The organism is Rhodococcus sp. NPDC057297, assembly GCF_042667435.1.
Taxonomy (GTDB): Bacteria; Actinomycetota; Actinomycetes; order Mycobacteriales; family Mycobacteriaceae; genus Rhodococcoides.
Window position 1 is genome coordinate 28,527 of sequence record NZ_JBHUZE010000015.1, and the last position, 21,538, is coordinate 50,064.

Here is a 21,538-nt window from a genome sequence, read left to right on the forward strand (position 1 = left end):
CCCTGATTGAAACCTGACGAACCGGCAATACGACGATCATGACGACCGACCGCCAGACACCCTCTCCCGAACACCGACGACCGGACGGACTGTCCGACGACACGGTCGCTGCCGTCGGCAAGGTTTCCGAGGCACTCGAGACTATCGAGCGCGCCCGCGGCCACCTGTACTCGTTCCACCAGCTGATGGGACACGCGGACCTGCAGCTCGGCGAGGCAGTCGACGCGCTGCGAGAGGCCGGGAACGCGTCGGCAGCCGACCGACTGTCGGAGGAGATGATCGGTCGCAACGCGATCGACGGGAGGTGGTCGTTCCAGATCGTCGAGGAGTTCGACGATCTCTACTGGTCGGCGTTTCGGCAGCACGAGAAGCAGACGAGGGACGAACTGCAGGAGGGCAAGCGACACGTCTTCGAAGCGGAAATGAAGGAGTCGCGGCGCACACACGACAAACGGGGCCACGAAGCAACACCCTGATGGCCGCATGCTGCAGGCAGGCTGTGGTATCGGTGAGGCTGTGGTATCGATGGGGCTGTGGTATCGATGAGTCGTGGAGATACTCAGCGGCCGAACGATCCTGCGTCCAGTCGACTACGAGAAAACTCTCGCGTTCTACCGAGACGGCCTTGGGCTCGCAGTGCATCGCGAGTACGGAGCGGGGACGGTGTTCTTCGCCGGGCAGTCGCTGATCGAGGTCGCGGCTCACGGTAGTTCCGGTTCCGCGCAGATGTTCGACGGGGCACTGTGGTTACAGGTCCGCGACATCGAGGCTGCCGCCGACGAGCTGCGCGGTCGCGGCGTCCCGATCGAGCGCGACGCGAAGCAGGAGTCGTGGGGTTTGATCGAACTGTGGCTGCGTGATCCGGACGGAGTGCCGATCGTTCTGGTGGAGATACCCGCGGACCATCCCCTTCGGCGGGACACGCGCGGCTGACGCCCGCGAGAGCGCGAGTTCTCAGGAACGCGTCGCGGCGACGACTCTGCGCACTGCTGCGGCGGATTGGGGGCGTGACCACAGAAACCCTTGCGCCAGCGTGCACCCCAGCTCCAGGGCGACGTCCGCCTGCGCCCTGGTCTCGACCCCTTCGATGATCATGGTCAGGCCGAGATCGAGGGCGACGGTGGACAACGCACGCAGCAGCGCCCGTCCTCGTTCGGTGTCGATGTACTTCGTCAGGTGACCGTCGATCTTGATTCCGTCGGGCTCGAACGTGACGAGGCGTTCCAGAGAAGACCAGCCGGAGCCGAAATCGTCGAGGAGAACCTTGAAACCGAGCGCGTGGACGTCGTCGATGTGTCTGCGGATGAGCGGCCCGTCGCTGACGGACGACGTCTCGGTCAATTCCAGTGAGAGAGAACTCGGGGCGACGGAGGACATCGCCACTGCACTCTGCAGCTGGGCGACGGCGTCGGGATGCGCGAGGTGGCGACCGGAAAGGTTGACGCTCAGCCTCAGGTCCGGCCGGGTTTCGTGCCATGCTTCCGCTTCCTTGACGGCAAGGCGCAGCACTTCGAGGTCGATGTCGATGATCAGTTCGCTCGACTCGGCGAACGGCACGAAGTCCGCAGGCGAGACGAGACCCTTCCTCGGGTGATGCCAGCGCGCGAGCGCCTCGAACCCGATGATCTCCTCGGTCCGCAGGTCCACGACCGACTGGAACCACGGCACGATCTGGCCTGCGTAGAGCGCACCCGCCAGGTCGTGATCGTTGTCGAGTTTCGCGGCCGTGGAGCCGACTCGGCGGTGCAGGTCGAGTTGTTCTTCCAGGACGGACCCGTACTGCTCCAGCTCCTGCAGCTGACCGTCGCTCAGCTCACGGGGCATCCTGTCGAGCAGACACAGGGTCCCGATGACCAATCCCTCGCGACCCCGAAGCGGAACCGACGCGTACGACGCGACCCCGTTCTGATCGAGAATGTTGCGTTGCCGCACCGTGGCGTCGACGCGATTGCGGGTGAACACGGCGGCCTTCTCGCTGCGGACGACATCGTCGCAGAGGGTGTCCGAACGTTCGACCGCCGACACGGGAGGCCCGCCGATGTTGACCAGCGTGTACTGAGTCGTTTCGTCGAGAACGTTGAGCTGGGCGATGGCAAAACCGACACTGCGCGCGGCAAGCTCCACCGTCGAACGCAACGCCGGTGTCGTCGCTTCCAGGTCGAGGTACCGGCGGGCGGAGTCGCTCTGCCGACGGGCTTGCGGCCTGCGGGCAGCCGAGGACGGATCGTGCTCCATCGTCGTCTCCTGTCCCACAGTTCCGGCCTCCGCTGTTCCGGCCGCACGTCAGCTTAGCGCCGGAATCCGGTCATGCCGCCCGAACCATGCCGATCACACCGACGGAATTCGGGTGTGGAGCAGTCTGCGCCGCACCACGGCGGCGGCAAGACGCATTCCGTCCGGTGTCGGAGCTGGATCGTCGCCGTAGACGAGTACGCCGAGCGCCGCCAGATCCTGAAGCACGTCGTCTCCGAGGGGGAGGTCTCGATCGGCAGCGTCGGGGCCTCCGACGTGCGACCACCCTTCGGCATCCAACAGCTCGGTCACGAGAGGAGTCGGGTCGTCCGAGCAACTGCCGCGCGCGACATCGGCCAGGACGACCTCGGCCGCGATCGATTCCGGGTGATATTCGGCGCCGACGAGCCGTTCGACGAGCGTCGACCACAACCGATCGGCGCTCATCTCCTTGGCTCGTGCCGTCGGCAGCAAGCGGCCGTGACGTTTGCGGACCAGACCCAACCGGAGCAGGAGCCGTCGGACACGGAGCACGGGTTCGGTGCCTCGTTCGTCGCCGACGGGAAACGGCCATTCTCGTGGCGTCCACAGCGTGCCGAGGGCGTGTTCGACAACTGGCGGGGGCAGATACCCCTTGTCGGTCAACGTGATTCCGTCGCCGACGATGGCGAGCATGCCTTCGAGTCGCCGGACGCAACCGTATGCGGGTGAGATCGCGTCGTGCAGCGCGGTGTTCAGGTCGCGGTAGAGCTCCACGCGCGGGGGGCTGTACCGAGTCCACAGCTCGATCCGATGGTCGAGCAGTTGCTCGAGCAGTACACCTCCTGCGCGCTCGGATCGAAGTATCGAGTCGGTGATGCGCCGACGTTTCGCGGCGACAGCAGATTCCCGCAGCGGCCGACCGTCGATACAGGAGGATTGGAATTCGCCTGCGACGGAAGCGACTTCCAGGGTCTCACCGATCAGGTCGACCATGGCGCGTTCGGCACCCTCGGGATTGTCCTGCCAGGTGACGAGGTCACTGTCCTCGGGCGCGACGCCCGAGGCGTTCACGGCGCGGTCGAAGCGTTCCTGACGACTGGCCTCGTCGGTCGTCGTCAACAGTTCGCGTGTTCGGTCGCTCCGCGCGATGTCCGCGTACCGGGCGTGCCCCAGCCGGTCCAGAAGTTCCGCGAGTGCTTCCGCGACGTCCCATGCGCGATCCGGCTCCCCCACCGACTCGCCGAGGTAGGACCACAGAAATGTCTGCACCGAAATCTGCGTGGGCCCGCTGGGAGGCGAGACGGCGCGCAGCCCTTCCCATCCCAGCGCCGCATCCGCTGCCGACGCAGGGTCGACCGAGTCCAGATACGACAGGGCTGCGGCCACGGCGTCGTCGATCTGCATGCCGTCCACTGTCCCACAATCGCGCGGTCCGACCCGACCACGGAGCCGAGTGACGCACGCCTCTCGCGAATCGGGCAATTAGTGCAAAAAAGTGAACGGAAGATGAACCCCAGGCGTCGTCGAAGAACCCAAGAAGAACACTGTGGGCAAAATTATCCGAACGGGCACTCGGTGCCCCACACTTTCAAGACGTGAGCGCAGAATTCCTCGTACTTCTCGTGGTGGTCGTGACGGCACTGGCCTTCGACTTCACCAATGGTTTCCACGACACCGCCAACGCCATGGCGACGTCCATCGCGACCGGGGCACTCGCGCCCAAGGTTGCCGTGACCCTGTCCGCCGTTCTGAACCTCGTCGGCGCCTTCTTGTCCGTCGAGGTGGCTGCCACCGTCGCCAAGGGCATCGTCAACCTCGGCGACACCGGCGGGCAGTCCCTCCTGACCATCATCTTCGCCGGCCTCGTCGGCGGCATCCTGTGGAACCTCGCAACGTGGCTGCTCGGAATCCCGTCGAGTAGTTCGCACGCTCTCTTCGGCGGCCTCATCGGCGCCACCATTGCAGGCCTCGGCACCTCCGGTGTCGTCTGGGACGGCGTGTGGAGCAAGATCGTCATTCCGGCACTGCTTGCTCCTGTGGTCGCAGGCTTGGTGGCGACAGTCGGAACCTGGGGCATCTACCGCATCACCAACGCCGTCCCCGAGAAGTCCAAGGAACGTGGTTTCCGATGGGGCCAAATCGGTTCCGCCTCCCTCGTCTCACTCGCTCACGGCACCAACGATGCGCAGAAGACGATGGGTGTGATCTTCCTGGCGCTCGTTGCCTATGGCACCGTGACCCCCGATACGGAGATGCCGCTGTGGGTCAAGGTCAGCTGCGCTCTGGCGATCGCGCTCGGAACCTACCTCGGCGGCTGGCGCGTCATCCGTACGCTCGGCAAGGGACTCGTCGAAATCGCGTCTCCGCAGGGAATGGCCGCGGAGTCGTCCTCGGCAGCCATCATCCTGACCTCCAGCCACCTCGGCCTCCCCTTGTCGACGACGCAGGTCGCCACCGGATCGATTCTCGGCTCCGGCCTCGGCAAGCCGGGTGCAGCCGTACGCTGGGGAGTCGCCGGACGAATGGCCGTCGCCTGGGTGATCACCCTCCCCTCGGCCGGAATCGTCGGAGCGATCTGCTGGTTCCTGGCCGACGTCATCGGCGGACTGCCCGGCATCCTGGTCGTCTTCGCGATCCTCGTCGCCGCGTCCGCGCTCATGTACATCCGCTCGCGTCGCCAGCCGATCGACCCTGACAACGTCAACGACGAGTGGGACGGCGGCCTCATCCCGGCCGACGAAAAGTCCCCCACCACGGTCTGAGAGAGACAACACCATGGAAACCCTCATGCACACGCTCGATTCTCTGTGGCAGGTCGTGCTGGTCGGACTACTGCTCGGAGCAGGACTTCCCGCCATCTTCGCGTTCGGTCTCAGGGCGCTGTCGGTCGGTGAGGCACGCGATGACGGCAGCACCGTCGCCACCGCGCGGCCGGCGGTCGCCACCGCTGCTGCCGCACTCTGCTTCGTCGTCGTCGTGGTCGCGATCATCGCAGGAATTCTCTTCATCATGAAGGCGTTCCTCGACAGCACATTCGGCATCTCGGTCTTCTGAATCGGAAGGGACAATCCATGAGCGACACCACGTTTCCCGCGTCCGTTCTCGAATGGCTGCGCGCAGGCTACCCGGAGGGCATTCCGCCCAAGGATCGCTTCCCGCTCGTTGCACTGCTTCGCAAGGCAGAACTCACCGACGCACAGGTTCACGAAGTGGTACTGAGTCTCGTCTCTCCCATCGGAGGCGCACTCGAGGACGGGGCAATCACCAACGCGGAAATCACCGAGTACGTTCGCGAACTTGTCGAACACGAGCCGACGAGCGACGACATCGCGCGTGTATCGGCTCGCCTCGCTGCAGGTGGATGGCCACTCGCAGACCCTTCGTCGATAACCTGAATCACCGTGCCATCGTTCCTCGGTTCGATACTCGAGTGGCTTCGAGTCGGATATCCCGAAGGCGTGCCCGACGCGGATTACGTGCCGCTGCTTGCTCTTCTGAACAGAAGATTGTCCGACGACGAGGTGCAGTCCGTTGTGGATGCGCTCATCGCGAACGGCCAGGTTCCCGCCGACGCAGCGGGTATCGCTGTCGTCATCACGAAGGTCACCAACGAGATGCCTCGCGAGGAGGACATCTCGAGGGTTCGGTCGAAACTGGCTGCGGGTGGGTGGCCATCGGCGGATCCGTTCACGATCTAGAATTTCGCCTGTGAGCGTGCTCGAAGAACTGAAGATCCCCACCGGCGTCGCCGCGGCAGACATCCTGCCGCGGCTCGTCGACGTTCTGGGCGGCTCGGCGCCGGCGGTCCTCCCGGTTCCTGCTTCGGATCCACGGGAGACACGCAGGCTGCGCGACGCTCTGGCTCCCGGAAACGAGATCGAGGATGCCGCAGCGCTTGTCGTCGCCACCTCGGGTACGACGGGCACGCCGAAGGGAGCGATGCTGTCGGCGTCGGCGCTCCGGGCGAGCGGTGAGGCCACGGCGGTTCGGCTCGGTGGGCACGGATCGTGGCTCCTGGCGCTGCCTGCGCATCACATTGCTGGGCTCCAGGTCCTGATGCGCAGTGTGCTGGCGGGCACCGATCCGGTGATTCTGGATGTCGCAGGTGGTTTCGACACCTCGTTGCTGCCCGACGCGATCGGGCGGATGCGCGGTCCTCGGTACACCTCGCTGGTGCCGACGCAGCTGGTCAAGATTCTCGACGATGCGGCGGCGACCGAGGCGGTGGCATCGCTCGACGCAGTACTGCTCGGCGGTGCGGCAACACCGATTCCGTTGCGCGAGCGCGCTGTTGCCGCGGGCATTCGGTTGATCCGGACGTACGGGATGAGCGAAACCGCAGGAGGGTGCGTCTACGACGGAGTTCCCTTGGACGGCGCTCTGCTCCGTATCGACTCGGGGCGAGTGGTGCTGGGCGGGAGCACGATCGCTCTGGGGTATCGAGGTATGCCGGACCATCCGGCGTTCGCCGAGCCCGGTTGGTTCCGAACCGACGACGCCGGGGCGGTCTCCGGCGGTGTGTTGTCCATCTCCGGGCGGCTCGACGAGGCGATCTCCACCGGTGGACTCACCGTCGTACCTCAGGTGGTCGAGGCGGCTCTCGCGACGCATCCGCTGGTACGCGAGTGCGCAGTTCTCGGATTGCCGGACGAGCGACTCGGCCAGAAGGTCGTGGTGGCAGTAGTAGCTCATGAACCACTGACACTTCTTGATCTGCGCCGGCACGTTGCCCCGACTCTGGATCCCACCGCCGCACCGCGGGAGCTGTACCTCGTGGATGCCCTCCCCACCCGCGGACCGGGCAAACTCGACCGCGCTCGCCTGCGCGAGATACTGGCCGCATCGAGCCCGAGCCGGTGAAGTCGACCGCCCGGCGCACGGTGTGCAAGCATTTCCGGTCATGAGCACACTGGTTTGCTTCCACGCCCACCCCGACGACGAGGTTTTCACCACCGGTGGCGTCATGCGTCTCGCGGCGAACGCCGGCCACCGCGTCGTTCTGGTGACGGCGACGGACGGAGCACTGGGCGAGTTCCCGGACGGCATTCTGTCCGACGGCGAGTCGCTCGCGGAACGCAGGCGGACCGAGTTGCAGAAGTCCGCCGATGCGCTCGGTGTCAGCCGAATCGTGCTGCTCCACTACGCGGATTCCGGAATGGCGGGCACTCCGCAGAACGATCTGGGTACGGCGTTCTGCAACGCCGACCTCGACGAGGCGGCAGGCAAGCTCGCGGCGGTGCTGGAGGAGGAACGGGCGGATGTGTTGACCATCTACGACCCGCACGGCGGTTACGGGCACCCCGATCACATCAAGGTGCACGTCGTCGGGCTCCGGGCGGGCGAGTTGGCCGGCACGACGCACATCTACGAGACGACCACCAACCGCGATCACATGAAGCGGCTGATGGAGGCCAACCCCAACTGGTCGGACGACAGCACCCCGCCGGACGTGGAGAGTTTCGGTCTACCGGAGTCGGAGATCACGACCGTCGTCGACGTCAGCTCGGTGATGGACGCCAAGCGACTCGCGATGGAAGCGCACGAGACGCAGGTCGGCGATTTCGGTCCGTTCCTGCAGATGCCGCCCGAGATACTGGCGAGCGTGTTCGGACGCGAGTGGTTCCGACGCGTCGGCGGTGGCCCGGGGTTGACGGAGACGGCACTTCCGCTCTGACCGTGCGCACGGTGCAAGCGTCGTGCATGCACCGTGCAAGCGGCTGGGTTCACGCTGGTCGACATGAACCCAGCCATCGAGGCAGACGGCCTCGTCAAATTGTTCGGCGCACACCGCGCCGTCGACGGTGTGTCCCTCACCGTCCCCACCGGCTCCGTGTACGGAGTCCTCGGCCCCAACGGGGCAGGCAAGACCACCACTGTCCGGATGCTCGCGACTCTCCTGCGTCCCGACGGCGGTTCGGCGCGCATCTTCGGCCACGACGTCACCCGTGAATCCACGGCCGTCCGGTCCCTCGTCGGGGTGACCGGGCAGTACGCGTCCGTCGACGAGGATCTCTCGGCGACGGAGAATCTGATCGTCTTCGCGCGGCTGCTCGGGCGTAGCCGTAGGGACAGCCGTCTGAAGGCAGCCGAACTGCTGGAGGAATTCGGTCTGACCGAGGCCGCGACCAAGCCGCTGAAGAACTTCTCCGGCGGTATGCGTCGACGCCTCGACTTGGCGGCGAGCCTCATCTCCTCCCCTCCACTGCTGTTTCTCGACGAACCGACCACCGGGCTCGATCCCCGCACCCGCGCCCAGATGTGGGACACGATCCGACGTCTCGTCGCGCAGGGCTCGACGGTCCTGCTCACCACGCAGTACCTCGACGAGGCCGATCAGTTGTGCGACCGCATCGCGGTCATCGACCACGGCAAGGTCATCGCCGACGGCACAGCGGACGAACTGAAGTCCTCCATCGGATCGTCGTCGTTGCAGTTGACGTTGCGTGAGCCGACGCGGTTCGCCGAGGCGCGGTCCATCGTCGCGCAGCACTTGGGAGTCGAGGTTCAGATCACCCCGGAATCGGGTCGTCTGACCGCACCCATGGCCGACTCGTCGCAGACACCGGACATTCTGATTCGTCTGCGCGACAACGGTATCGACGTCGACGAGATCACCGTCACCAAACCCAGCCTGGACGAGGTCTTCATGACCATCACCGGCCGCGACGAGAACGAGGCAGCATGACCACGACAATCGACCGACCAGCAGTGGTGCAACCGGACCTGAATCCGACGCGTCACATCTCGCTACGCCAGTCCTTCGCGAATTCGTTCACGATGGCGTACCGAGGACTGCTCAAGTTCAAGCACAACCCGGAGCAACTGTTCGACGTGGTGTTTCAACCCGTCATCTTCACGTTGATGTTCAGTTACATCTTCGGCGGCGCGATCAGCGGCGACGTGTCCAGCTACCTCCCGTTGATCATTCCCGGCATCCTCGCGCAAACGGTCATCACCACGTCCGTCGTCACCGGGACGCAGTTGCGTGAAGACATGGACAAGGGCGTGTTCGACCGTTTCAAATCGCTTCCCATCGCGCGCATCTCGCCGTTGGCCGGTGCGTTGACCGCCGATGTGGTGCGGTACTTCATCGCCACCGTCATCACGTTCGCGACGGGTTTCGCGATGGGTTACCGGCCGGAAGGCGGTGCACTGGGCCTCGTCGCCGCGGGGGCTCTCGTGATCTTCTGCGCCTGGGCCATCAGCTGGATCTTCGCCCTGATGGGTGTCCTGATGAACAAGGCGTCGTCGGTGCAGGGCATCTCGATGCTCATCCTGTTCCCGCTGACGTTCCTGTCCAACGCATTCGTCCCCGTGGACACGATGCCGGGCTGGCTGCAGGCGTTCGTCAAGGTCAACCCCGTCTCGCACCTGGTCACCGCGGTGCGTGACCTGGCGAACAACGGCACCGTCGGCATGGACCTGGTGTGGTCGCTCGTCGGCGCGGCGGCTGTCGTCGTGATCGTCGCCCCGCTGACGGTCAAGGCTTACATGCGCAAGGCGTGAGACTCAGAGCCGGAGCAGTTCGCACACTTCCGCGAGCGCTCCGGCTCTGCTCGTCGACTCGGTTCGTGTCAGTTCGGCATCGACGACGTCCGCGCCGAGCGTGGCTCGGGCTGCGTCCAGGTGCCGATCGATCCGCATGGACGGGTAGTCCTGCCTCGCTCGAAGCTTGCGGGACAGGGCGATCAGCGAGACACCGCCACCGGCGTCGCGCCCGGATTGCACCAGGTACGAGCCGAGCGCACAGGCCACCGCACCCAGCTGCGGCAGATCCTGAAAACCCACCGACCCCGACCTCAGCGAGGCGGCAGCACCCAGATCGGCTGCCTGGGAGTCGATCTCAGCGGTGGCGCCGTGCAAGGCGTGGGCGGCGACGGACGCGCTGGCGAGCATCGTGATGTACGGGTCGCCGCGTCGTTCCTGCTCGAACCGTGCACTGTCGATCGCCCGCCGGTACAGCAACAGCCCGCTGGCGATCTTCCCCTCTGCAAGATCGGCTTCCGCCCGCGTCGCGCCGAGAGATACTGCCCGCTGATCCGCGTACTCGGCATCCGAGGACAACGCCGAGCCGGATCCGGAACCCAACGCAGTGATGGACAAGAGCACGGCACGGCCCTCGTCGACACGTCCGGCCGCGATCATCGACGCACCGGCGAATCCCCGGGTCTGGACCGATTCGTCGTAGGCGTGCATGTCCCACAACAGATCCGCGGCGAGCGTGTAGTTCTCGATCGCGTCGTCCGCAGCACCGGCCTGGCCGTGGATGCTGCCGAGAGTCTGCGCCGACGACGCGACACTCCACATGTCTCCGCGTTCGGCAGCCAGCAGTTTGGCCTCCTCGGCGTCGGATGCTGCCTCGTGGAGGTGGCCGTAGTTCTCGTGCAGCGACGCTCTGATCATGAAGGCTGCGTTGCGCACTGCCGGATCCGCCGACCGCGTTCCGTGCGCGAGCATCCGAGCGAGCCCACGTCCGTCGGCACGTCCGAGCAGCGTCGTGGCCACGAACCTCAGGCTCGTGTCGATACCTTTCCTGGACGCGATAATTCGACGCAGGCGCACGCGCATTCGAGCCGACGCGCGAACGTCTGCGTTGTACCCGACGTGCGCGAGCAACACCAGGTGGGCGAGCACGATCGAATTGTCGTCGACATCGCGCACGCCGTCACCGTCGAACGGGGCCTCCGCCATCCGCGGCGCCCAGTTCAACACCTCGGTGTGCGCGCCGCGCATGGACCACGAGCACGCCAGTATCGCGAAGACCGAGTACGCTGCGGCCCAACGCTTCTCCTGCAGCGAGATGCGTAGCACGTCGACGATGTTGTCGTGCTCGGCCTCGATGGAAGCAGCCGCCACTATCTGCCTCGACGCCCGGAAGTCGACCTCGGCGACGCCGGCAACGTGCACACCCCACTCGATCAGCCGGTCGGTCACGAGTGCCGAATCGGTGTCCGACAGATGCTCCTCGCCGAACTCCCGCACGGTCTCGAGCATGTGGTACCGAACCCGACCCTCCCGGTCCTCGACCGTCAGCAACGACTGCCCGACGAGCCCGTCCACCGCGTCGGCGACATCTATCTCGCCGAACCCGGCGACGCGAGCCGCAGCGTCGGCCGTGAAGCCCGCCGGGAAACGGCACAACCGGCTGAGCACCGCACGGTGCGCGGGGAGCAGCAGGTCCCAACTCCAGTCGATCACCGCGCGCAACGTGCGATGCCGCTCGGGCCTCGTCCGATCACTGCTGCGCAGCAACGAGAATCGGTGCGTCAGACCGGCGCCGATGTCCGCGACACTCATGGTGCGGACCCGAGCCGCGGCGAGTTCGATCGCGAGCGGCAAACCGTCGAGCGACCGGCACAGGCTCGCGACGTCACCCCGGTCGAACGTCACGCCGGGGCGCACGGCCCGAGCACGCGCGACGAACAACTGCGTCGCGGCCGAGTCGTTCCCGTCCGTCTCGAGTGCAGGCAGCTGGTACGTCGCTTCCGCGGTGATCGCCAACGGTGATCGCGACGTCGTCAGGACGGTGACGTACTCACTGGCGGCAACCAACTCGTCGACGACCTGCGCGACGTCATCGATGACGTGCTCACAGTTGTCCAGGACCAACAGACCTGGTGTGACGGACAGCGCGTCACGCAGACGTTCACCCGCGGTCTGCACCCGCGTAATCGGAAAACCGGTCATCTTGAGGTCGGATTCGCTCAGACCGAGGGTGCCGGTGATCGCCGACGCGACGTCCTCCCCTCGCCTCAGGGACGCCAGTTCGACGAAGGCGACCGGCATGCTCGCGGCGGCACGCCGACCCAGTTCGTGTGCGATGCGCGTCTTACCCGCGCCGCCGGGCCCGACGATGGTCGTCACGCGCGCCTCTCGCATCGTCGCTTCGATGGCGTCGATGTCCGCACCGCGGCCGATCAGGGCGTTCGGCGACGCTCTGAGCCCGACCGTGGCCGGTGTTCTCGGTACAGGAGCCTGCAGGAGTTCTGCGTTCAACTCCACCAGCGCCGGCGACGGATCCGCACCCAGGGTGTCCACGAGGAGGCGACGAACACGAGCGAACACGGCCAGGGCCTCGTTGGTCCGATCGAGCGCGCGAAGGCAGCGCATCAACTCCGCGGCGACCCCCTCGTCCAGTGGATCGTTCTCGTGCGACGCGGTCAGAAGCGGCAGCGCGGCCCGGTGGTCGCCTCTCCCCACGTGGGCCGCGATCTCGACCGAGGTGAGGTCCACGGCGAGAGCGTCGGACCGTCGGCGCAGATCGTCGACGAGCGGGAGATCGCCGAGGTCGGCGCCCGGCTCACCGCGCCACAACTCGCGGGCGTCGGCGACGGATGCCAGCGCCTCCGTGTGGTCACCGCGTTCGACGTGGCGTCGGGCAACCGACAACAGCGATGTCGCCTGCGTCAGATCGACGCTGTCGACGCCGAGAACGAGCGCATATCCGCTGGGGCCCACATCGAGCGCCCCGGCGGGAAGCAGCGACCGGAGCCGCGAGATCTGGGTGTGCAGGGCGTTCTTCGGCGAGCGGGGTGGCTCACCCGGCCAGACGTCCTCGACCAGCGCAGCAACGGACCGTCGGCGACCAGGTTCGAGTGCGAGCGCCATTAGCAGAGCCCTCGCCCGGGCGCCCGGCACCGGCACCAGCGCACCGTCGACCCGTGTCACGACAGCACCGAGCAACCCCACCTCGACGTCGGGACGTGGGGTCGGCCTGATGTCGGCCGCGCGCTGGTCGACGGGTTCCGTGTGCACTGCGGGCCATCGTAGTCACCGGGCGACTTCACCTGTATTTTCACCTTCGAGTCGGTTATCGGTCGGTAAACAAACCGATTGACGGTATGGTGTGACGGGTCGGGGAACGGAACGCTCACTGGACGGGAGGCCACGAGCAACGATGGGTTCGTCAGTCGGCATGTCCATGGGTGCAAGCGGCATCCGCGCGGTCCGGACGTCGGACGGGCATTCGTTCACCGTCGAGACGTTTCCGTCGGCTCGGTCCGTCCCGGATGCCGAGGACGTCGCACACGCAATTCGCGCCATCGTCGACCGCCCGGATGCACCGACGTCACTCGGTGTCGCCTTTCCGGACCCGGATTACAGTTCTGCCCTCAAGACCGCGCTGGTCGAGGAGTACGTCTCCGAGGTACACATCATCTCGGAGATCTCCGGCACCATCGAGCAGCTGCGGGCCGACCCGGAGTTCCGTTATCGCACGGTCGCGTTGTACGACCTGGGCGCAACCGGCCTGGAAATGACCATCGCGGACATCGACAGCGGGACGATCTACGCGGCCACCCGATCGAACGAGCTCAGCGGTTCGTCCATCGACTGGACCGTTCGTGAACACCTGCTGACGCTCGACATCCTCGCGGAACCTCGCAACCACGAGGAAGAGGCCTCCCTGCTGGAATTCAGCCGGGAGATCAAGGAAGCACTCTCCACTCACGAGGCGACGCAGACGTCCGACGGTCAGTTCCGATTGATGGATCGGCGCATGTTCGATCTCCAGATCATCCGGCCGGCGGAGCGCACGGCCATCGCGCTGCGTGACTTGGCCGAGATGTCGGAGATCCCACCCGAGGTCGTCGTGGCCATCGGCGGTGGCGCACACATTCCGCTCATCCGGGACGTCCTGAGTCGGTACCTTCGCATTCCCGTCGTGGTGCCCGACGCCCCGGAGCTCATGGCCGCCGAGGGCGCTGCGCTGTACGCGACGAGGGTGGACGGTGCCAGACCGCCCGCGCCGACGGTCGCGAAACGCAGTGCTCGCACGTTGTTGACGCCGCTGCTCAGGTTCGGCTTGCCGTCGATCGTCGCCATCGGCTTTCTGTCCTGGATGGTGTGGCCCGACGACGGCACCGACCGCACTGTCGCGGGTACCCCGGTGACCACCATCGCCGACACCGCGTCGACGACGAAGGTGACCGCGTCCGACGAGCCGGCATCCGCAGCCGACAGGTCCGCACTACCGGCCGCGCCGACTGTCACAGCGACGACCACCGCGGCGCCGCAACCGGACCCCGAAGCACCTGCGCCGCACTCGGGTAACGGCGGTGCTAGCTACGACGGTGGTAGCTACGGCGGCGGTAATTACGGTGGCGGTTACGTGGTTCCTCCGCCGCCTCCCCCGCCACCGCCTGCCCCGTTCGGGCTTCCGCGTATCGAACTGCCTCAGATCCAGCTACCCCCGATTCCGCGCCTGCCGTTCCCGTGATCGGCGTGCTCGGTACCTCACCGACACGCGCATGGAGTCGATAGGCAAGGATCAAGCCATGGCCACCACAGCACAATGGATCGAGGGCGCACGCCCGCGGACCCTCCCGAACGCCATCGCACCGGTTCTCGTGGGAACGGGTGCGGCGGCATCGATCGACGGGGTCGTGTGGTGGAAAGCAGTGCTGGCGCTCGTCGTGTCTCTCGCGTTGATCATCGGCGTCAACTTCGCCAACGACTACTCCGACGGCATCCGTGGGACCGACGACGAGCGCGTCGGGCCGTTGCGTCTCGTGGGATCGGGTGTCGCGTCGCCGAGGGCCGTGAAGTCCGCTGCCATCGGATGCTTCGCCGTCGGCGCCGTCGCCGGGCTCGTCCTCGCGGTGACGTCCGCGTGGTGGCTGGTGGTCATCGGCGTCGTCTGCATCGCCGGCGCGTGGTTCTACACCGGCGGCAGCAAACCGTACGGCTACAGCGGGTTCGGCGAGATCGCGGTGTTCGTGTTCTTCGGTCTGGTGGCGGTGTTGGGAACTCAATTCGTTCAGGCCGGCCGAATCGATTGGGCCGGTGTTGTCTCGGCTGTGGCCGTCGGCTCGTTCTCGAGCGCAGTTCTGGTGGCCAACAACCTGCGCGACATCGACACCGACCCGGATTCCGGCAAGAACACGCTCGCGGTCCGGTTGGGAGACACCCGGACTCGCCTACTGCACCTGGGGTTGGTGGTCGTACCGTTCGCGGTCACCGTAGCGCTCGTCGCGCGCACTCCGTGGGCTCTGATCGCCCTGATCGCACTGCCACTCGCTGCCCGGGCGAACAAACCGGTCCGGTCCGGAGAAACGGGCCTCGCTCTGATCCCCGCGCTGCGTGACTCCGGCCTGGCGATGCTGGTGTGGGGACTCACGACCGGCATCGCACTCGCCGTCTCCTAGCCTGCCGGCCCGCTGTCTCCTGGTCTTGCGAGGCTCAGCGCTTCTCGGGAACGAACGCCCCGAGCAAGAAGTTGACGATCGAGATGATCAACGCGCCCCAGAACGCTGCGCCGAATCCGCTGATGAGCAGACCGTAATCGGTGGCGGTGGAGATCCACGCGCTGAGCATCAGCATGAGGGCATTGATGACCAGGGTGAACAACCCGAGCGTGAGAATCAGTAGCGGTAGCGACAGCAGCTTGACCACTGGCTTGATGAATGCGTTCACGATCGTGAACACCGCGGCGATGCCTGCGAGGACCACCAGATCCCACCCGGTGCCGCGCCCGGAGCTGGCGAGATCGATGCCGTCGACCCACTGCGCCGCGAGCCAGATCGCAATTGCATTGATGACGAGCCGTACCAGGAATGTCATGCCCACACCCTATGCGAGCACACACTCACGCCTCAGTACTTGAATCCGGTCACGAGGCAAGGCGAGCGCGCAATCCGTCCGGGTCGCCGAGAATTCCGTTCCGCTCGAGGTCTCCGGCTCTGATCAGCCCGAGTAGCACGTGTGTGCAGCGAATTTCGGAGTCCTTGGCGGCAAGCGCCTCCTTCAGGGACAGTTTCAGCGCCTTCTTCGAAGCCGACGTGAACGCCAGGTGCCCCGTCCGTCGCCCGAGCCATCCTCGTTTCTCACTCCGCGGTCGATCGAGAGCACCTGCGCCGAACGACGCTTCCAGGCTTGCCCGCACTGCATCCAGATCGATACCGATCGAACCGAGCGCTTCTGCATCGCTCGCACCGAGGGCACCGCCGTCGGGTAACGACGACCGCACCGAATCGCGGGTGTATCCCTCGTCTTCGAGGACAGCTGCGAGATCGTTGTCGGCCGAGGAGAGCACGCCCAGGAACACGTGCACGGGTTCGATCCGCGTCGCGTGCAGCTCACGCGCCTCCGTCTGCGCAGCGAGGACTGCCATCCTCGCCTCGTCGGTGAATTTCTCGAACATCGCCGTTCTCCCTACGTGTCGTGCGTCAGATGTTGTTGTGCTTCTTGTGCACTGCTTGTTTGCTCACTTCGAGCGAGTCGGCGATCGCCTGCCACGACCAGCCTTGTCTGCGTGCGTTCGTGACCTGAATTGCTTCGAGCCGTTCGAGTAGTCGCCGTAGGGCCAGCACCGCCCGAAGCCCTTCCTCCGGATCGGGGCTACCCGCCGCAGCCGCCAAGGTTGTTGCTTCCGTCATGTTGTCAACTTTAGTTGACAAACATCCAATGTCAACCCTGGTTGACGACGATGGCGCTCCCCTAGGGTGGAAACATGACCGCGAACTTGACCCGAACCGAGACCAGACGCCGCGCACGCCACATCACCGGCGTGTCGTATCGGGTCGAGCTGGATCTGCGAGGAGCACTCGAATCCGGCGCGGACACCTTCGGCACCCGCACGACCCTCGAGTTCGATGCCACTACAGAAGCGACGTGGCTGGACTTCATCGGTCCCGAAGTCCGTTCCGTGACCGTCGACGGCACACCTGCACCCGTCGACTACGACGGTTCACGCATCGGACTCATCGGCCTCGGTGGCCACCATGTAGTCGTCGTCGACGCAGTGGGTCGATACAGCCGTTCCGGCGAGGGTCTGCACCGATTCGTGGACCCGGCCGACGACGAGGTCTACCTCTACACGCAGTACGAGCCCGCCGATGCCAGGCGAGTCTTCGCGAACTTCGAGCAACCGGACATCAAGGCGCCCTTCGTGTTCGAGGTACAGGCCCCCGAGAACTGGGAAGTGCTGTCGAACCGCACCGGGACCAGGTCCGGTGCCACCGTCACGTTCGAGCCCACGTTGCCGATCTCCACGTACATCACAGCCGTCGCCGCCGGACCGTATCACCGAGTCGACTCTTCCTGGCAGCGCGGAGAACTCACCGTACCGTTGGCTGCACTGTGCCGCGCGTCCCTCGCCGAACACTTCGACCCGGACGACATCTTCGAGATCACGAAGCAGGGCCTCGACTTCTATCACGATGCGTTCGACTTCCCGTATCCGTTCGGCAAGTACGACCAGATCTTCGTTCCGGAGTACAACCTGGGCGCAATGGAGAATCCGGGCCTCGTCACCTTCACCGAATCCTATGTGTTCCGTTCTGCAGCAACCGAAGCGCAGTACGAGCAGCGCGCCAACACAATCCTGCACGAGATGGCACACATGTGGTTCGGCGACCTGGTGACCATGGAGTGGTGGGACGATCTGTGGTTGAAGGAATCGTTCGCCGACTTCATGGGCGCCTTCACCTCGGCTCGCGCGACTCGATTCTCCGACGCCTGGGTCAGCTTCGCCAACCGTCGGAAGGCCTGGGCCTACCTTCAGGACCAGCTGCCGACGACGCACCCCATCGTCGCCGATATTCCGGACCTCGAAGCAGCGAAGCTCAACTTCGACGGCATCACGTACGCCAAGGGCGCCAGCGTCCTGAAACAACTCGCCGCATACGTCGGCGAGGACGCGTTCTTCGAGGCCTCGCGACGATACTTCGCAGAATTCGCCTACGGAAACACCACTCTCGCAGACCTTCTGACGCATGCGTCGGCGGCGTCGGGACGAAATCTCGACGACTGGGCGTCAGCCTGGCTCCGGACGACCGGCGTGTCGACGCTGTCCTACACCGGATCCGCCGTCGAACAGACCGATCCACGTCCGCACCGCCTCGCGATAGGACTGTACGACGAGGACTCCGACGGACACCTCGTGCGGACCGGCCGTCACGAGATCGACATCACCGACACAACCACACCGGTCGATCTACCCAGCGCTGCACTGACTTTGCTGAACGACGACGATCTCACCTACGCGAAGATCCGATTCGACGACCGCTCGTTGGAGACGATCAGAACATCGCTCGGGCGCCTGGTCGATCCCCTGGCGCGTGGGTTGGTGTGGTCGGCACTGTGGAATGCGACGCGTGACGCCGAGCTGGACCCCGAGATCTACCTCGACATCGCGTCGAGATTCGCGGGATCGGAGCCGAAGGTAGGCATCGCGGGCGCGGTGGCGGCGAACAGTCAGTACGCCGTCGATCACTATCTGCCCGAATCCGGCTCTGCCGCGGCGGACTGGCTCGCAACGTGCTGGAGCAGGCTCGAAACCGCGGACCCGGGCAGTGACGCACAGATCGTCTGGTTCCGAGCGGTGGCGTCGGCGTCGCAGCGGTCGGACGTTCGGGCCGGGCAGATCGAGCGCGTCGTCGACGGCACCCTGCCGATCGAGGGAATCGATCTCGATTCCGAGCAGCGATGGCTGTTGCTGCGTTCGCTCAGCGCCCTCGGCCGTACCACCGTGGCGCGCCTCGATGCCGAGCTGGACACGGACACGACGTCCTCCGGCCGAAATTCCTACCGTGCCGCCGTCGCCGCGCAGCCGACGCCCGACGCCAAGGCACGGGCCTGGGCCGACGTGATCGACTCCGACGAACTGTCCAACGACGCCGTCGACGCCACACTTGCCGGTTTTCGTGCCGGTGGCCGTGAGCTGTTGTCCGCGTTCGACGATCGCTACTTCGACGTCATAGCCGACCTGTGGTCGACCCGCAGCATCGAGATCGCCCGACGGCTCGTCGTCGGTCTGTTCCCGCAGCAGGAGTCGACCGACGCCGCCGACGCGTGGCTCGCGGGCCACGAGTGGGCACCGGCGGCGTTGCGCAGGCTCGTCATCGAACAGCGTGATCACTTGGCCCGGAGTATTCGCGTGCGTCGGGCGTTCAACGGGTAGGTTTCCGCCAGACCGACACGTGCTTGACGCTGTCCGAAGTGAAATCCGATCGATCCCAATCGGCCCACCGACTCTCGAGCCTCATCCCGGCTATCCGGGCCATGAGGTCGAGCTCGGCGGGCCAGACGTAGCGAAAGGGAATGCGGCGGAAAGACCCTGAGCCATCACCGGACACCGTCACATGAGTCGAGGTGAACTGTTGCGTGCCGACGTCGTACCGATCGAACCCGACATACCCACCGCCGTCGACCGCATCGTTCACCGCGAACGGGACCGTGTCTTGACCGGGCGGTAGTCGGCGCAGGTCCGGCACCCCGACTTCGACGAGGAACCGTCCACCCGGACGTAGGTGGGATGCGGCGTTCTCGAACACGGCCACCTGCCCGTCCTGAGTTGTCACATTGCCGATCGTGTTGAACACCAGACACACCAGGGCGAACTCACCGTCGACCCGTGTCGAGGTCATGTCGCCGATGTGCACCTCGACCGACTCGCCACCGGGTTTGGTTGCGATTCTCGACGCCATGGCACCGCTCAGCTCGATGCCGCTCACCCGTAGCCCGCGCAACGCCAGCGGCGCGGCAACCCGTCCGGTCCCGACGGCGAACTCCAGGACCGGACCATCCGCCAGCTGCGCCAGCAGCTCCACTGCCGGATCGACTGCCGCGGAATCGTTCTCGCCTCCCGGATCGTCGTATCGCGCGGCCACGCTCTCCGGAAACCACCCGTCCTTCGGATCATCGGTGGACTCGTCGTTCACTGCCATAGTCGCCGGACGCTACACCCGTGGTGCGGTGCGTTTCCAATGCTTTCGAGGCGAGCCCCAGGTCGAACTGGCTTTCTGCAGTTCGTGTCGGACCCTCTCGGTACATTCGAAAGCATGTTCGATACGGGGGTTTCGGCGGGGTACGACGGTACCGGGGTCGGTACGGCGGGGTCGAGTACTGCGTGCGTGGCCGGGTTGACGGGTTATGCCGCGGTGTGCCGGGTGCGGGAGAACATCGCCCGCGCCAGGACGGTGGAGGCGGTGTGCGAGATCGCCGACATCCGCCTCGCCGACGCCGACGGCACCGGTGGGGATCCGGCGACTGTTCTGGCGCAGGTGGTCACGGAGGTGGCGGTGTCGCTGGGTCTGTCGCAGAGCGCCGCGCGGCCGTTGTTGAGCGTCGGGCAGGAGTTGTCGCGGATGCCGCTCACGGCGCTGCGGTTCGTGTTCGGCGGCGTCGACTGGCCGCGGGTGCAGGTGTTGACTGCCGTGTTGGGGAAGGCATCCGATGCCACGATCGCGGCTCTGGAATTCGAGGCTGTCGCTGCGGCGGAACGGTTGACTCCGCGGTCACTGCGACTGTGGTTGTGGCGACTGTGGTTCTCCCACGACCGCGACGAAGCAGCGGCCGCGCAGGAGAGCACGGTGCGCAGTAACCGGGGGATGCGGGTGCGCCGCGACTGCGGCGGGGCGTCGGTGCTCGAAGCGATCGTCACCGACCTCGAAGGCGCCGAAGTCGAAGCATTGGTGACCGAGATCGCCGCGACGGTCTGCCGAGAGGACCCGAGGTCGGCGACAGCGTTGCGGGTCGATGGGTTGATGGCGTTGATCCACGGCGAACACGCCCTCGAATGCCAGTGCGGGCGCGGTGAACGATGCCCGCACGACGGTGCCGCAGACCGGCCCGATCCCCGGCGGGGACCGTTGGTGCAGATCCTCCTCGACGCCGAAACTCTGCTCGGATTGCGTCAGAACCCGGCCGTACTGGCCGACGGAACCCCACTCGATCCGGAACTGGCTCGGCTCATCGCCACCGACGCCCACTGGCAAGGCCTGCTCACCGAACTCCACGACGTCCTCACCGCCCGAGCACCACACCCCCAACAGTCCAGCCACACCGAAACAGAGACAGAAGCAGAGGACGCGGAGAACACCGAGGCCGTAAATGACGCCGAGTCTGCCGGTGGCACAGTCACTCCCGATAAGCCTGGCGCTGCCACCGGCGCTGCGACTTCCGCTGCCACTGGAGGGGCCGCGAACCACGACCACGACCATAAGGACGAGCACAAGGACGAGCACAAGGACGACAGCGGTGACAGTATCGATCCGGACTCTCTACCCGAGGATCCCTCGAAAAACAGAGCAGGCGATGCCGGCAGTACAGGTGGCAAGGGTGGTTCGATCCAGCGCACTCCAGGAACAGTGCTCTCCTCCCTACGGATTCGGGTACCGCGCCTGATCCACCGCGGCCGGATCCGCCGAGCAGGAACCGTACCCACACCCACCAGCGCCACCGGCCTGCCCAGCGCCACCGGTTTACTCAGTGGTACCGGTCTGCTCAGCGACACCCTTCGCGCGCAGATCACCGCGGCACTACTGGCAGCGATCACCGCCGACCCCACCCTCGCTGCAGGACCCCATCCCGACGGCCACGGCGG

At 65.8% G+C, this 21,538-nt stretch carries 21 protein-coding genes; 14 read left to right on the top strand and 7 right to left on the bottom strand.

What is annotated here, in order from left to right; translation table 11 throughout:
• The first annotated feature begins 38 nt into the window (after positions 1–38).
• Both ACFULT_RS26815 and ACFULT_RS26820 read left to right on the top strand, forming a co-directional pair.
• On the top strand, positions 39–476 hold the full coding sequence (locus tag ACFULT_RS26815; protein WP_037105557.1) for a hypothetical protein: 438 nt from the start codon (positions 39–41) through the stop codon (positions 474–476).
• Positions 477–549: 73 nt separating this feature from the next.
• Positions 550–933, top strand: a complete 384-nt coding sequence (locus ACFULT_RS26820; RefSeq protein ID WP_094720803.1) for a VOC family protein — start codon at positions 550–552, stop codon at positions 931–933.
• A 21-nt stretch (positions 934–954) separates the two neighbouring features.
• Here ACFULT_RS26820 and ACFULT_RS26825 read toward each other — a convergent pair whose 3' ends face one another.
• Both ACFULT_RS26825 and ACFULT_RS26830 read right to left on the bottom strand, forming a co-directional pair.
• Positions 955–2,235, bottom strand: a complete 1,281-nt coding sequence (locus ACFULT_RS26825; protein WP_378483051.1) for an EAL domain-containing protein — start codon at positions 2,233–2,235, stop codon at positions 955–957.
• 93 nt (positions 2,236–2,328) lie between these two features.
• Positions 2,329–3,618: a hypothetical protein gene (locus tag ACFULT_RS26830; protein ID WP_378483052.1), complete on the bottom strand. Its 1,290-nt coding sequence runs from the start codon at positions 3,616–3,618 to the stop codon at positions 2,329–2,331.
• 191 nt (positions 3,619–3,809) lie between these two features.
• Here ACFULT_RS26830 and ACFULT_RS26835 point away from each other — a divergent pair, with 191 nt between their 5' ends.
• The 8 genes from ACFULT_RS26835 (at position 3,810) to ACFULT_RS26870 (ending at position 9,720) form a co-directional block, all read left to right on the top strand.
• Complete coding sequence (locus ACFULT_RS26835) at positions 3,810–4,976, top strand: inorganic phosphate transporter (protein WP_037106302.1); 1,167 nt, start codon at positions 3,810–3,812, stop codon at positions 4,974–4,976.
• 13 nt (positions 4,977–4,989) lie between these two features.
• Positions 4,990–5,268: a hypothetical protein gene (locus ACFULT_RS26840; protein WP_037105547.1), complete on the top strand. Its 279-nt coding sequence runs from the start codon at positions 4,990–4,992 to the stop codon at positions 5,266–5,268.
• 17 nt (positions 5,269–5,285) lie between these two features.
• Complete coding sequence (locus ACFULT_RS26845; RefSeq protein WP_037105545.1) at positions 5,286–5,609, top strand: DUF3349 domain-containing protein; 324 nt, start codon at positions 5,286–5,288, stop codon at positions 5,607–5,609.
• Entirely contained in the window at positions 5,610–5,912 is a 303-nt protein-coding gene (locus tag ACFULT_RS26850) for a DUF3349 domain-containing protein (protein ID WP_378483061.1), read from the top strand.
• A gap of 10 nt (positions 5,913–5,922) precedes the next feature.
• Entirely contained in the window at positions 5,923–7,074 is a 1,152-nt protein-coding gene (gene menE, locus ACFULT_RS26855; RefSeq protein ID WP_378483053.1) for an o-succinylbenzoate--CoA ligase, read from the top strand.
• Positions 7,075–7,114: 40 nt separating this feature from the next.
• Positions 7,115–7,888 (top strand): PIG-L family deacetylase, encoded by a 774-nt coding sequence (locus ACFULT_RS26860; protein WP_037105535.1) that lies wholly within the window; start codon positions 7,115–7,117, stop codon positions 7,886–7,888.
• 63 nt (positions 7,889–7,951) lie between these two features.
• Positions 7,952–8,899, top strand: a complete 948-nt coding sequence (locus ACFULT_RS26865; protein ID WP_094720800.1) for an ATP-binding cassette domain-containing protein — start codon at positions 7,952–7,954, stop codon at positions 8,897–8,899.
• The gene (locus ACFULT_RS26870; RefSeq protein WP_037105531.1) at positions 8,896–9,720 is read left to right on the top strand and encodes an ABC transporter permease; all 825 of its coding nucleotides are present in this window, start codon (positions 8,896–8,898) and stop codon (positions 9,718–9,720) included. The genes ACFULT_RS26865 and ACFULT_RS26870 overlap by 4 nt, the downstream gene beginning before the upstream one ends.
• Positions 9,721–9,723: 3 nt before the next feature.
• Here the strand turns inward: ACFULT_RS26870 and ACFULT_RS26875 are convergent, their stop codons facing one another.
• Positions 9,724–12,969, bottom strand: coding sequence for an ATP-binding protein (locus tag ACFULT_RS26875; protein WP_378483054.1), 3,246 nt, complete (start codon positions 12,967–12,969; stop codon positions 9,724–9,726).
• Positions 12,970–13,111: 142 nt separating this feature from the next.
• Between ACFULT_RS26875 and ACFULT_RS26880 the strand changes: the two genes are divergently transcribed.
• Both ACFULT_RS26880 and ACFULT_RS26885 read left to right on the top strand, forming a co-directional pair.
• Positions 13,112–14,431 carry a hypothetical protein gene (locus tag ACFULT_RS26880; protein WP_378483055.1) on the top strand — a complete coding sequence of 440 codons (1,320 nt, stop codon included), beginning with the start codon at positions 13,112–13,114 and terminating at the stop codon, positions 14,429–14,431.
• Positions 14,432–14,489: 58 nt separating this feature from the next.
• Positions 14,490–15,359 (top strand): 1,4-dihydroxy-2-naphthoate polyprenyltransferase, encoded by an 870-nt coding sequence (locus tag ACFULT_RS26885; protein ID WP_037110589.1) that lies wholly within the window; start codon positions 14,490–14,492, stop codon positions 15,357–15,359.
• 34 nt (positions 15,360–15,393) lie between these two features.
• On the opposite strand, the gene ACFULT_RS26890 is transcribed toward ACFULT_RS26885, so the two are convergent.
• The 3 genes from ACFULT_RS26890 to ACFULT_RS26900 are packed head-to-tail and all read right to left on the bottom strand — an operon-like array spanning position 15,394 to position 16,589.
• The gene (locus ACFULT_RS26890) at positions 15,394–15,774 is read right to left on the bottom strand and encodes a phage holin family protein (protein WP_026348034.1); all 381 of its coding nucleotides are present in this window, start codon (positions 15,772–15,774) and stop codon (positions 15,394–15,396) included.
• 49 nt (positions 15,775–15,823) lie between these two features.
• Positions 15,824–16,354 carry a Clp protease N-terminal domain-containing protein gene (locus tag ACFULT_RS26895; protein ID WP_378483056.1) on the bottom strand — a complete coding sequence of 177 codons (531 nt, stop codon included), beginning with the start codon at positions 16,352–16,354 and terminating at the stop codon, positions 15,824–15,826.
• 25 nt (positions 16,355–16,379) lie between these two features.
• Positions 16,380–16,589, bottom strand: coding sequence for a helix-turn-helix domain-containing protein (locus ACFULT_RS26900; protein ID WP_378483057.1), 210 nt, complete (start codon positions 16,587–16,589; stop codon positions 16,380–16,382).
• A gap of 74 nt (positions 16,590–16,663) precedes the next feature.
• Between ACFULT_RS26900 and pepN the strand changes: the two genes are divergently transcribed.
• Entirely contained in the window at positions 16,664–19,114 is a 2,451-nt protein-coding gene (pepN, locus tag ACFULT_RS26905) for an aminopeptidase N (protein WP_378483058.1), read from the top strand.
• On the opposite strand, the gene ACFULT_RS26910 is transcribed toward pepN, so the two are convergent.
• Positions 19,104–19,880, bottom strand: a complete 777-nt coding sequence (locus tag ACFULT_RS26910; protein ID WP_378483059.1) for a class I SAM-dependent DNA methyltransferase — start codon at positions 19,878–19,880, stop codon at positions 19,104–19,106. The two genes, pepN and ACFULT_RS26910, sit on opposite strands and share 11 nt — an antisense overlap.
• 114 nt (positions 19,881–19,994) lie before the next feature.
• Between ACFULT_RS26910 and ACFULT_RS26915 the strand changes: the two genes are divergently transcribed.
• A partial coding sequence (locus ACFULT_RS26915; protein WP_378483060.1) for an HNH endonuclease occupies positions 19,995–21,538 on the top strand: 1,544 nt, incomplete at its 3' end.

What these genes read in the sequence shown, in the direction of transcription:
- ACFULT_RS26815 (WP_037105557.1), top strand. Translation starts at nt 39, where the DNA reads ATGACGACCGACCGCCAGACACCCTCTCCCGAACACCGACGACCGGAC.
- ACFULT_RS26825 (WP_378483051.1), bottom strand. Translation starts at nt 2,235, where the DNA reads ATGGAGCACGATCCGTCCTCGGCTGCCCGCAGGCCGCAAGCCCGTCGG.
- ACFULT_RS26830 (WP_378483052.1), bottom strand. Translation starts at nt 3,618, where the DNA reads ATGCAGATCGACGACGCCGTGGCCGCAGCCCTGTCGTATCTGGACTCG.
- ACFULT_RS26840 (WP_037105547.1), top strand. Translation starts at nt 4,990, where the DNA reads ATGGAAACCCTCATGCACACGCTCGATTCTCTGTGGCAGGTCGTGCTG.
- ACFULT_RS26845 (WP_037105545.1), top strand. Translation starts at nt 5,286, where the DNA reads ATGAGCGACACCACGTTTCCCGCGTCCGTTCTCGAATGGCTGCGCGCA.
- ACFULT_RS26860 (WP_037105535.1), top strand. Translation starts at nt 7,115, where the DNA reads ATGAGCACACTGGTTTGCTTCCACGCCCACCCCGACGACGAGGTTTTC.
- ACFULT_RS26865 (WP_094720800.1), top strand. Translation starts at nt 7,952, where the DNA reads ATGAACCCAGCCATCGAGGCAGACGGCCTCGTCAAATTGTTCGGCGCA.
- ACFULT_RS26870 (WP_037105531.1), top strand. Translation starts at nt 8,896, where the DNA reads ATGACCACGACAATCGACCGACCAGCAGTGGTGCAACCGGACCTGAAT.
- ACFULT_RS26880 (WP_378483055.1), top strand. Translation starts at nt 13,112, where the DNA reads ATGGGTTCGTCAGTCGGCATGTCCATGGGTGCAAGCGGCATCCGCGCG.
- ACFULT_RS26885 (WP_037110589.1), top strand. Translation starts at nt 14,490, where the DNA reads ATGGCCACCACAGCACAATGGATCGAGGGCGCACGCCCGCGGACCCTC.
- ACFULT_RS26890 (WP_026348034.1), bottom strand. Translation starts at nt 15,774, where the DNA reads ATGACATTCCTGGTACGGCTCGTCATCAATGCAATTGCGATCTGGCTC.
- ACFULT_RS26895 (WP_378483056.1), bottom strand. Translation starts at nt 16,354, where the DNA reads ATGTTCGAGAAATTCACCGACGAGGCGAGGATGGCAGTCCTCGCTGCG.
- ACFULT_RS26900 (WP_378483057.1), bottom strand. Translation starts at nt 16,589, where the DNA reads ATGACGGAAGCAACAACCTTGGCGGCTGCGGCGGGTAGCCCCGATCCG.
- pepN (WP_378483058.1), top strand. Translation starts at nt 16,664, where the DNA reads ATGACCGCGAACTTGACCCGAACCGAGACCAGACGCCGCGCACGCCAC.
- ACFULT_RS26910 (WP_378483059.1), bottom strand. Translation starts at nt 19,880, where the DNA reads ATGGCAGTGAACGACGAGTCCACCGATGATCCGAAGGACGGGTGGTTT.